At 66.7% G+C, this 10,797-nt stretch carries 9 protein-coding genes; 5 read left to right on the top strand and 4 right to left on the bottom strand.

All coding sequences use genetic code 11. From position 1 onward, the window contains the following. Positions 1-5: 5 nt before the first annotated feature. The 3 genes from IE101_RS14065 to IE101_RS14055 all read left to right on the top strand — a co-directional run bounded on the left by IE101_RS14065 (position 6) and on the right by IE101_RS14055 (position 1,494). Entirely contained in the window at positions 6-320 is a 315-nt protein-coding gene (locus IE101_RS14065; RefSeq protein WP_189634525.1) for an RNA-binding S4 domain-containing protein, read from the top strand. Between the two features lie 56 nt (positions 321-376). Beyond that, a complete protein-coding gene (gene fdxA / locus IE101_RS14060; RefSeq protein ID WP_189634482.1) occupies positions 377-715 on the top strand; it encodes a ferredoxin FdxA in 339 nt (112 codons plus the stop codon). Positions 716-984: 269 nt separating this feature from the next. Further along, complete coding sequence (locus tag IE101_RS14055) at positions 985-1,494, top strand: CarD family transcriptional regulator (RefSeq protein WP_189634481.1); 510 nt, start codon at positions 985-987, stop codon at positions 1,492-1,494. A gap of 48 nt (positions 1,495-1,542) precedes the next feature. On the opposite strand, the gene cobS is transcribed toward IE101_RS14055, so the two are convergent. Continuing rightward, the gene (cobS, locus tag IE101_RS14050; protein ID WP_189634480.1) at positions 1,543-2,310 is read right to left on the bottom strand and encodes an adenosylcobinamide-GDP ribazoletransferase; all 768 of its coding nucleotides are present in this window, start codon (positions 2,308-2,310) and stop codon (positions 1,543-1,545) included. 80 nt (positions 2,311-2,390) lie between these two features. On the opposite strand from cobS, the gene cobT reads away from it, so the two are divergent. After that, the gene (gene cobT, locus IE101_RS14045) at positions 2,391-3,401 is read left to right on the top strand and encodes a nicotinate-nucleotide--dimethylbenzimidazole phosphoribosyltransferase (protein ID WP_189634479.1); all 1,011 of its coding nucleotides are present in this window, start codon (positions 2,391-2,393) and stop codon (positions 3,399-3,401) included. A 36-nt stretch (positions 3,402-3,437) separates the two neighbouring features. Here cobT and IE101_RS14040 read toward each other — a convergent pair whose 3' ends face one another. Together IE101_RS14040 and IE101_RS14035 are read right to left on the bottom strand one after the other, a co-directional pair. Further along, positions 3,438-5,300, bottom strand: a complete 1,863-nt coding sequence (locus tag IE101_RS14040; protein WP_189634478.1) for a cation:proton antiporter domain-containing protein — start codon at positions 5,298-5,300, stop codon at positions 3,438-3,440. Positions 5,301-5,391: 91 nt separating this feature from the next. Next, positions 5,392-8,448, bottom strand: coding sequence for a hypothetical protein (locus IE101_RS14035; RefSeq protein WP_189634477.1), 3,057 nt, complete (start codon positions 8,446-8,448; stop codon positions 5,392-5,394). A 173-nt stretch (positions 8,449-8,621) separates the two neighbouring features. On the opposite strand from IE101_RS14035, the gene IE101_RS14030 reads away from it, so the two are divergent. Further along, a complete protein-coding gene (locus IE101_RS14030) occupies positions 8,622-9,347 on the top strand; it encodes an SIMPL domain-containing protein (protein ID WP_229804183.1) in 726 nt (241 codons plus the stop codon). A 41-nt stretch (positions 9,348-9,388) separates the two neighbouring features. Here the strand turns inward: IE101_RS14030 and IE101_RS14025 are convergent, their stop codons facing one another. After that, positions 9,389-10,681, bottom strand: a complete 1,293-nt coding sequence (locus IE101_RS14025; RefSeq protein WP_189634476.1) for an O-acetylhomoserine aminocarboxypropyltransferase/cysteine synthase family protein — start codon at positions 10,679-10,681, stop codon at positions 9,389-9,391. Positions 10,682-10,797 lie beyond the last annotated feature (116 nt).

The raw sequence follows: 10,797 nt of genomic DNA, 5'->3' as shown, positions 1-10,797 counted from the left end.
AACAGGTGGTGGCGCCCCGCGCCACCATCCGGCTCGACAAATGGCTCTGGCAGGCGCGCTTCTTCAAATCGCGCCCTATCGCCTGCGAGGAGATTGCCGCGGGCAATATTCGCCTGAACGGCCAGCGCACCCTGAAACCCGGCCATTCCGTCGGGGCGGGCGATACGCTGACCTTCCCGCAGGGCGGCCGCATCCGCCTGATCCGGGTGCTTGCCGTCGGCACCCGCCGTGGTCCGGCCACCGAGGCGCAGACGCTCTACCTTGATCTGGACGCGCCGAAGGATCAGGGCCTCGCCGGGGACGTTTCCCCGCTTGAATGACCGGGCGGCTTGCACTAGCTAAGCCCCCTAGAAACCGACAAGACCGGGACTGACCCATGACCTATGTGGTGACCGACAACTGCATCGCCTGCAAATACACCGATTGCGTGGAAGTCTGCCCCGTGGACTGCTTCTACGAAGGTGAAAACACGCTGGTCATCCATCCGGATGAATGCATCGACTGTGGCGTCTGCGAACCGGAATGCCCCGCTGACGCGATCCGCCCGGATACCGAGCCGGACATGGACAAATGGGTCGAATTCAACCGCAAATATGCGGAACTCTGGCCCGTGATCACCCAGAAACGTGATCCTCTGCCCGAAGCCAAAGAGCGCGACGGCGAGAAGGACAAGCTGACCAAATACTTCTCGCCCAACCCCGGCGAGGGCAGCTGAGCGCGCGCCCAAGGGCTGCGTCATCACCTGAGCGTGTTCCGCAAGGATCCGGGGGGCGATAGCCCCCTTGATGCAGTTGGAATCGGGGTGATTCTGTGTTATACAGATGCCATAAACAAAGCATGGATGCCTGATCGCCATCTCAGGAACAGTAACCTGGGATGGATTTCTTTGTGACAGCGCGGCGCTCACGTCCGGTGCAAACGCTCCGGTCGGGGGGTTTTGTTGTCGCAGGGGCCGGTGTTTCTGCACATGAGGAAGCTGCTGGAATGACCAAGACCAAGAAGCCCGAGTTCCGTCCCAACGAGTTCGTCGTCTATCCGGCCCATGGCGTCGGCAAGATCGTCTCCATCGAAGAACAGGAAATCGCCGGGTTCAAGCTGGAACTTTTTGTCATCCATTTCGAGAAAGACAAGATGACGCTGCGGGTGCCGACCCACAAGGCGACCGAGATCGGCATGCGTCAGCTCTCGACCCCCGATATCGTGAACAAGGCGCTGGATACGCTCAAGGGCAAGGCCCGGGTGAAGCGCGCCATGTGGTCGCGCCGCGCGCAGGAATATGAACAGAAGATCAACTCGGGCGACCTGCTGTCGATCGCCGAGGTGGTCCGTGACCTGCACCGCAGTGATGACCAGCGCGAACAATCCTATTCCGAACGTCAGCTTTATGAAGCGGCGCTGGAACGGCTGACCCGCGAAGTGGCCGCCGTTTCGGGCGCGGATGAGGCGCAGGCGCAAAAGACCGTCGATTCGGTGCTGACCTCGCGCGCAGCCTGATTTCGGTTGAAGCCTAGGACGGGGCCGCGCCGCAGGGCGCGGCCTTTGTCATGTCAGCAGGGCCACCGCTGCGGCCAGCGCCGCCAGATCGCCCAGCTGCTGGCTTGCCCCCAGCACATCCCCTGTCTGCCCACCGATCTTGGCATGCGCCACCGCCGCCAGCGCCCCGGTGCTGCCCAGCACGGCCAAGGCCATGGGCAGGGCCGCGAATCCTGTGAAGATCAGCGCCAACGCCAGCGCGACCAGCACCGCCACAGCTGCGGCCAGCGGGGCAGGGCGGCCGACGCTCTGGCTCAGCCCGGTGCCGCGGGCATTGGGCATCAGCGCCAACAGCGCGGCCATGGGCGCGCGGTTCAGCACCGCGGCGGCGATCAGCGCGGGCCAGGCCCCCACCGCCAGAAGCGCGGAAACCGCGCTCCAGCGCGAGAGGGTCACAAGGATCAACCCCATCACCCCATAGCTGCCGATATGGCTGTCCTTCATGATGGCGAGGCGGCGGGCTTTGTCCCACCCGCCCCAGAAGCCGTCGCAGGTATCGGCCAGCCCGTCTTCATGCATGGCGCCGGTGGTCAGTGCCCCGAATGCCAGAAACACCCCTGCCGCAAGGCCCGCCGAAAGCCCGAGGCCAAGGGCCAGCTGCGCCAGCACCACGGCAAGGCTGCCCAGCACCAGCCCGGCCAAGGGCCAGGCCCATACGGCGGGCGGGGTGGGGAAGCTGGCAGGAGGCGGAAGCGGCAGGCGGCTGAGCAGGCTCAGCCCTGCGCGAAAATCGCCAATCAGCCGCGACAGGTCGCCGCGCGAGTCGGTCTCTGGCATCAGGATGACCTTTCCGGGATGGTTTTCCATTTGGATACTCGCTAGCCAAGGTGCAATCGCGGATCAATCGAGGACTGACCATGACTGCGCCTTTCTCCACGCTCTCTGACTTTCGCGCCCAGTTGCAGGGGCTGCCGCGCGTGGATGCCGCGGCCGAGGCGGCCGCGCGGGACCGCAACGGGCAGCTGACCAAGCCGCCGGGGGCGCTGGGGCGGCTTGAGGATCTGGCGATCTGGTATGCAGGTTGGCGTGGCAATGCGCGCCCCGCGCTGGAACGGCCGCAGGTCATTGTTTTCGCGGGGAACCACGGCGTTACGGCGCGCGGCGTTTCGGCCTTCCCGGCCGAGGTGACGGTGCAGATGGTGGCGAATTTCCGGGCGGGCGGCGCGGCGATCAACCAGCTGTCCAAGGCCTTTGGCGCCGAAATGTCGGTGCATGAGCTGGACCTTGATCGCCCGACCGCCGATTTCTCGGTCGGGCCTGCCATGTCCGAGGCCGAGGTGGTCGCAGCCCTAGCGACCGGCTGGGCCGCCGTGAACCCGGAGGCCGACCTGCTGGTCGTGGGCGAAATGGGGATCGGCAATACCACCGCCGCCGCCGCCATCGCCTGCGCGCTGTTTGGTGGGCAGCCGGGGGAATGGACGGGCCGTGGCACCGGGGTGGATGACCACGGCCTGTCGATCAAGACGCAGGTCGTGGCCGAGGGGCTGGCCGCCAACCCCGACCGTGACCCGCTTGAGGTGCTGCGCTGCCTTGGCGGGCGCGAGATCGCGGCCATGGCGGGGGCCATCGCCTGTGCCCATGCCCGCCGTATCCCGGTGATTCTGGACGGGTTCATCTGCTCGGCCGCGGCGGCGACGCTGGCGCTTTCGGCGGAAGGTGCAATCGACCACTGTGTCGCGGGCCATGCGAGCGCCGAGGCCGCGCATCGCGCGCTGCTCTCGAAGCTGGGCAAGCAGCCGCTTCTGGAACTGGGTCTGCGTCTGGGCGAAGGGTCCGGTGCTGCGCTGGCGATTGGTGTGCTGAAAGGTGCGATTGCCTGCCACTCCGGCATGGCGACCTTTGCCGAAGCGGGCGTTTCGGACAGCTGATCGGGCAGGCGCCGGGGAAGCCCCCGGCGCCCCCCTTTATTGCGCGGCCTTGTTCGCGCTGATTTCGTCCTGATCATCCAGCAGGGCGGTCCGCAGATCCTCATCCAGCTGGCGGGCGCGGGCGATATATGCCTCGTTCAGATGGACGGGTTTTCCCGGCTCCCACAGCTCGGCCAGATCGCGCATCGCGGCGCGATCCACGCGGAAATAGGTCTGGCTGAACTGCGCGGCCTCATATTCCGTAAAGCCCATGTTTTCCAACACATACCGCCCCGCGCGGATCGAGCTGTCAAAGGTTTCGCGCACGATGTCATTGGCGCCGACGCGATAGAGCTCATAGACATTCACGCGGTCATAGGCGCGGGCCACGATATGCAGGTCGGGGCGCAGCTGCCGCGCGAATTCCACGATGCGGATGGCATTGGCGGGATTGTCCACCGCCACCACCAACACTTGTGCCGTCTTCAACCCCGCCGCCAGCAGCAGATCCGGGCGTGAGGGATCGCCGAAATAGCCCTTCACCCCGAAGCGGCGCATCCGGTCGACCGTGGCGGCATCGGCATCCAGCACCACGGTGGACAGCCCGGCCGACCGCGCCATGCGGTTGACCACCTGCCCAAATCGCCCGATGCCCGCGATGATCACATCGCCCTGTTCGTCGATCTCATCCGGGGGGGCGTCCTTGTCCTTGCTGCGGCGGGCGTGGTGCCGGGCAAGCCAGTCATGGATGCTGAACAGCAAGGGCGTCAGTAGCATGGAAAGGCTGATCACCAGCAGCGCCCGCTGCGCCTCGATCTGCGGCAGAATGCCCTGCGCCACGGCGAAGCTGACGATCAGGAACCCGAACTCCCCCCCCTGGGCGAGCGAGAGGGTAAAGAGCGTCCGCTCCTTCCCCTTCATGCGGAACAACAGGGCCAGCCCCAGCAGAACCAGTGCCTTGGTGGCAATCAGCGCCAGCGTCAGCCCAAGGATGCGGAGCGGCTGGCTGCTCAGCACGCCGACATCAATGCTGACCCCGACCGTCATGAAGAAGAGGCCCAGCAGGATGCCCTTGAAGGGTTTCAGATCGGCCTCGATCTGATGGCGGAATTCGGAATTGGCCAGCACCACCCCGGCGATGAAGGTGCCAAGTGCGGGCGAAAGCCCCACCAGCATCATCAGAAAGGCGATGCCGATCACCATCAGCAGTGAAATGAAGGTGCCCATTTCCGGCAGGCGCGCGGCATGGACAAAGCGGAACACTGGCCGCGTCAGGAAGTGCCCGGTCAGCACGATGCCCGCGACAATGCCCAGCGTCAGCGCCGTCACGGCCCAGCCGGGCAAAGATTGCACGATCGACAGCAACGGTTCAGCCGCGCCGCTTTCGGCGGTACTGGGGGCGGCGCTGCGGGTGGCCATCAACGGGATCAGCGCCAGCATCGGCACCACGGCAATGTCCTGCGCCAGCAGCACCGAAAACACAGACCGCCCGCCGGGCGACCGCAAAAGGCCCTTTTCCGTCAGCGTCTGCAGCACGATGGCGGTGGATGACAGCGAAAACAGCGCGCCCAGCGTCAGCGCAATCTGCCATTTTTCCCCGATGCCGATCAGGATTCCCGCGATGGCTGCAGTGGTCAGCACGACTTGCACGCCCCCAAGGCCCAGAAGTCGGTGCCGCATATCCCACAGCGCGCGGGGCTGCAGTTCCAGACCGATCAGGAACAGCATGACCACCACGCCGAATTCGGCAAAATGTTGCAGATCGTGCGATTCCTGCCCGGCAAGGCCAAGCACCGGCCCCAGCAGCAGCCCCGCCGCCAGATACCCGAGCACCGACCCCAGACCAAAGCGCACCGTCAGCGGCACCAGCAGAACCGCCGCCCCAAGATAATAGGTCGCTTGCAAAAGTAGGTTTTCCATGGCCCCGACTATCGGATGCAGCGCAGGGGCGCGCAACCTCGGGCGCGGTCACAGTTTGCGCGAATATGTTACAGTATGTGTGACAGCGGCCTCAGCCGCGGGGCAGGGCCAGCGTCAGCATGCGCCCGCCCTTCTGATAGCGCAGCTCGCTTTCGGTGATCGCAGCCACCGTGCCGCCATCAACCCGGTCGCCTACGCGCACCTTCTTGTATTGCCCATTGCTGGTGCGGATCATCGCATAGCGTTTGGAGGGCGTGCCATAGACCCCGATCAGGTTCGTCTTGCCGAGGTTGATCGCATTGGCAAAGGTCGCGTTCTTGGCAACCGAGCCGCTGGTGGTAATGCGGTCCGTCTTGGCGGCGGGGGCGTATTGTTCATCATCGCCCGGCTCGATGTCCTTGGGCGAGGGCATGATCGTCGGTTCCGGTGCCGGGGTCCGGGTGCGGCGCGGCGCAGGTTCCGGCACAGGTTCGGGGGCCGGAACGGGTGCCGCGACCGGGGCCGGGATCACCTCGGGCTCGGGCGTGGGGGCGATGGGCTGTGGGCTGATCGCGGCGGCGACGGCCGTCTGGATCGTCGCATCGAAATTGCTGGGCTTGGGCGGTGGGCGGCGCGAGATCGGCACCGCCAGCGGGCTGCGCGGGCCAAGCTCCCCTTGCGGCACGGTCGCAAGCGCCTCTGCGGCGGCCGTGGCGGAAAGGGAGGCGGCCTCGGCCACACGTTGCGCCTCTTCATCCTGACGCTGCTGGTCTGCCGCAGCCTGGGATGCCGAGGCGACCGAGGCCGGACGCGGCTGCGGGCGCAGGCTGACCATCTGGCTTTCGGCCGGGATGGTCAGGGCTGCGTCATCGACTGTCGCCGGGGGAGACGGAACCTGAAGCGTTTCCGGGCGCGGGCGCGGCCGGAACCCTTCCAGGGCCGGGTCAGCATAGGGGGCAGCTGCCGGGGGTGCCGCTTCGGGCACTTCAGCAGTGGCTGGGGCGAGCGCCCGGGCCTTTTCGACGACAGATGCGGGCCGTGCCGGCGGCACGATCGGCGGCGGCCCGGCAACGAGGCGCACCCCTTCGGGTGTCACGATACCGGCTTCGGTCGGACGGATCAGGCCATTGGCGTCGAATTCGTACTGGGTGCCAAAGGGCGGCGGCGGGGCCGGGGCCTGCGGGGGGGCATCGGCCGCGGCCTGCGGCGGCACGAGCGCCAGCGCATCTGCGGCGGCAGGCGGCGTGTCCGTGGTCGAAAGGATGATCTCATCCTGACCTGCAGCCGGGGGGGCAGGGGCCGCTGCGCCGCTATCGCCCGGCGTGGCGGGGGCGATGGTTTCCTCCGCAGGCGCGGCGGCCGGGGCGTCGGTCGGCTGACCGTCGGCCGCGGCCTCGTCTTCGATGCTCGGGTCGGTTTGCGGCGCAGGCGTCTCGACCACCGGGTCGGCGGTCGCGGGCGCAGCCTGCGGGTCTGTCGCCGCGGCAGGCTGGCCTGCAGTGTCGGCATCCGTCGCCTCGATCACGGCCGGGGTCTCGGTGCTGGCAGAGAAAGACGACCAGGCCGCGATGATCGCAAGGGCCAGAAGCAGAAGACCCGTCAGGACCAGGCCGAGATAGCGCGGTTTGCCGCGCGTGCTGGGACGAACCTTCGCAAAGGGAAGGTCCCCCTCGGTGGTCGGTGGCGGTGCAACCAGGGTCACTTCGGGTGGGACGGCTTTGGCAGGTTTGGTCGGTTTCGCAGCCTTGCCGCGCAAACCGGCGATGCCGGGCGCCGTTACCAGACTGCCAAGCCCCTTGGCCGCCTTGGCGTCTTTCACCGCCCGTTGCGGTGCCGCCAGCGGTGCCGCGCCAGCGTTGGCCCGTGCTTGTCGCACAGCGGCGGGCACCGGCGGGGGCAGATCGCCTTCGGCTTCGGCGGGATCCGGATCGTAGACACGGGCAGTCCCCGCGGCCGGCGTCAACTGCGGCGGTGTCAGCGGCGCAGCCGGGGCCCGGCGATGCGAGGTGACGGACGTCACGCTCAGTTTGCCGCGCGGCGCCGCGGGGGCGGCGGGCGCATCGGCGGGCAGGACCAGATCCGGCGGCGGCAGGTCCGTGGGCATCGGCGCAACAAAACTTGCCTCCTGCGACGCGACAATCTCGGGCGGCAGGGCAGGAGTCACTGGTGCAGGAGGCGACACTTCCTCGGGCACAGCGATCGCGACCGGCGGCGGGGGCGCGGCCCGCTTGGCTGCGGGCGGGCGTCGGAACCCGGCGATGACCGGGGGAATGACCTCTGGCCCGGCCGGGCGGACCGGCGCGGAGATCTCGACCGGTGGTGGCCCGGCGTCGGTCATGGGCGGCGCAGGATAAAGCGCCACATCCTCGGGCAAGGTCAGGTTCGTGTCGGAAAGGATCGACAGCGCCGGGGCCTCGGGCGCGGGTTCCGGTTCGGCTGCAACCACTGGTGCTTGCTCCGGCGCGTCAGGTTCGACCTCGATGGTTTCGGGCGCAGGAAATTCGGCCTCGGCCACCTCTGTAGCGGGAGCGGGTTCTTCCACCGTCTCTGCGATCATCGGGGTCGGTTCTGCCGCGGCGGGGGCGTCATCCGCCGCCGGAGTGCGGCCGCGCGAGGTCGGTTCGCGGCTGATGATCACCACGGGCGCGCTGTCGCGTTCGACAAATTCACCCTCTGGCAGCAGCTGCGCCGCAGCCTCGCTGGGACCGAACCACGGCTCGCCGTCAAAACTGGCCGGATCCGGCAGACCCACAAAGGATACCGGGTTGAAGCGGTATTGCTGGGCAAAGCTCTCGGCCTCTTGCAGCGTTTCGCGGGCAATCACCGCAACCTGCACCACCGGACCTTCGCCCGCCCAGTCGAACACCAGATCTTCGACCGCATAGGGCGTACGGCCCTCCAATGCGGCGCGGATCTGCGCGTCACGATGCACATCCGTCGGCCCCGGCGCCGGAAGCTCCAGATACAGGATCTGGTCATCGGGGATGATCAGCTTGGTCGTCACGCCATGCGGCGCAAGGCCCAGAGCGGACCGGCGCAGATAGCTCAGCGCCTCTCCCAGATCGGGGGCGTCGATTGGTGTGGCACCGATCTCCAGCCAGCCCCGCGCCGTGCGGTGCAACAGGCTGATGGTGTCATGGGAGAAGTTGAGGGCAAAATTCGGTTTCATTGCACAGGTCTAACACGGCTGTGGGCGCGGACGGGAGTGGCAGACGCCTTGTGCCCGCGTCAGTATAGCAGCTTTCCGCCGAAAGAAAGAAAAAGACCTGTGAGCGGCGAAATGAACCGGTTTCGATGCACGTCAAGCGTGTAGGATGTGCGAAATTGTCAAGGAGGCAGAAGATGCAGATGCGTTTACGGCAGCGGATGGCGGCGGGTGTTCTGGTCGCGGCGCTTGCGGGACCGGCCTTTGCGCAGGTGTCCGATCCGGCGGCCGGTTCGCTGGCCGCGGCCACCCTGACCGTCATGGGGGAGGGCCGCGTGGACCAAGCCCCCGATATGGCGCGGATCACACTGGGCGTCACGACGGAAGGACCTACCGCTGCCGAGGCCCTGACCGCCAACTCGGCCGAGATCGCGAAAGTCATCGAAAATCTGAAGGCGGCCGGCGTAGCCCCGGCCGATTTGCAAACGACCGGGCTGGCGCTGAATCCCAACTGGCAAAGCAACATGGACGATGGCACCAACCGGATCGTGGGCTATGTCGCCTCGAATTCAGTCTCGGTTCAGGTGCGTGCGCTGGAGGGCTTGGGGGCGGTGCTGGATGCGGCAGTGCGCGATGGTGCGAATACACTGAACGGGGTCGAGTTCACCTTGCAGGACCCCGATCCCGCGCTGGATGAGGCGCGCAAACGGGCTGTCGCGGACGCCCAGCACCGCGCCGCGCTGCTTGCCGGGGCAGCCGGGGTGACGCTGGGGCCGATCCGATCGATCACCGAGAGTGGCGGCTATCAACCCCCGATGCCGATGATGAGCATGGCGGCCGAGGCCAAGGGGGGCGTGCCTATGGCGGCGGGGTCTGTCACCACCGCGGCGCAGGTCACCATCATCTGGGCGCTGGCGCCCTGATGGCAGACGGGGGAAGGATTATCCTTCCCCCGCGTCCTCATTCAGGCCGTCGCTTTTGCCAGCGCCTGATCCAGATCGGCGATAATGTCGGCGGCATCCTCGATCCCGATCGAGACACGCACCACATTCGGCGCGGCCCCGGCACGGACCTGCTGGTCGGGCGGCAGCTGACGGTGGGTGGTCGAGGCCGGATGGATGATCAGGGACCGCGTATCGCCCAGATTGGCCACATGGCTGAAGAGCTTGAGGTTGTCGACGAGCTTCACACAGGCCTCATACCCGCCCTTGACCCCAAAGGTGAACAGCGCCCCGGCCCCCTTGGGCACGATGCGGGCCACGCGGTCGTGATAGGGCGAAGACGCCAGTCCCGCATAGGTCACCACATCGACGCGCGGATCGGCCTCAAGCCATTCGGCGACCTTGCGGGCGTTTTCGATATGGCGCTGCATCCGCAGGCCCAGCGTCTCGATCCCCATCAGGGTGTAATGCGCGCCCTGCGGGTTCATCGTCATGCCCAGATCGCGCAGACCCACGGCGATGGAGTGGAAGGTGAAGGCCATGCCCCCCAGCGCCGCATGGAAGTTCAGCCCGTGATAGGCCGGTTCCGGCGCCGCAAGCGAGGGGAACTTGCCCGAGGCGGACCAGTCGAACTTGCCCGAATCCACCACGACACCCCCGGTCACCGTGCCATTCCCGGTCAGGTATTTCGTGGCCGAATGCACGACCAGTGTCGCGCCATGTTCGATGGGCTTGCACAGATAGGGTGTGGCGGTGGTGTTATCGACGATCAGCGGCAGGCCGGCTTTGTTGGCCACCCCGGCCACAAGATCCAGATCGGTGATCACCCCGCCCGGATTGGCTATGGTTTCACAGAAGATCGCGCGGGTATTGTCATCGATCGCGGCCTCGATTGCTGCGGCATCATCGAAATCGACGAATTTGGCCGACCAGCCGAATTTGCGGATGGTGTTGGAGAACTGCTGGATGGTGCCGCCATAAAGCCGGGTCGAGGCGACGACATTGCAGCCCGGCCCCATCAGCGGGAACAGCGCCATGATCTGCGCGGCATGGCCCGATGAACAGCAGACCGCGCCCGCGCCGCCTTCCAGCGCCGCAACGCGTTCGGCCAGCGCGCCCACGGTCGGGTTCGTCAGGCGGGAATAGATATAGCCAACCTCTTGCAGGTTGAACAAACGCGCGGCGTGATCGGCGTCTTTGAAAACGTAGGCGGTGGTCTGATAGATCGGCACCTGCCGGGCGCCGGTCGCCGGGTCTGGGTGGGCGCCTGCGTGAATGGCCAGCGTGTCAAAGCCCATCGGGCGGGTCTCGGTCATGGTTTATCCTCCCCGGAAAACGCGATGGGTGAAGGCTAGGCCATGCCGAAGGGGCGCCGCAATGGCCGAGTGCGCCTGCAGCCGCTTTTGTGCGGGCCATGCTGTCGCAGCCCCCC

The organism is Gemmobacter lanyuensis (assembly GCF_014652355.1).
Classification (GTDB): Bacteria; Pseudomonadota; Alphaproteobacteria; order Rhodobacterales; family Rhodobacteraceae; genus Gemmobacter; species Gemmobacter lanyuensis.
The sequence above is the reverse complement of the archived record's forward strand: the minus strand, read 5'-3'. Positions and strand labels throughout refer to the sequence as shown.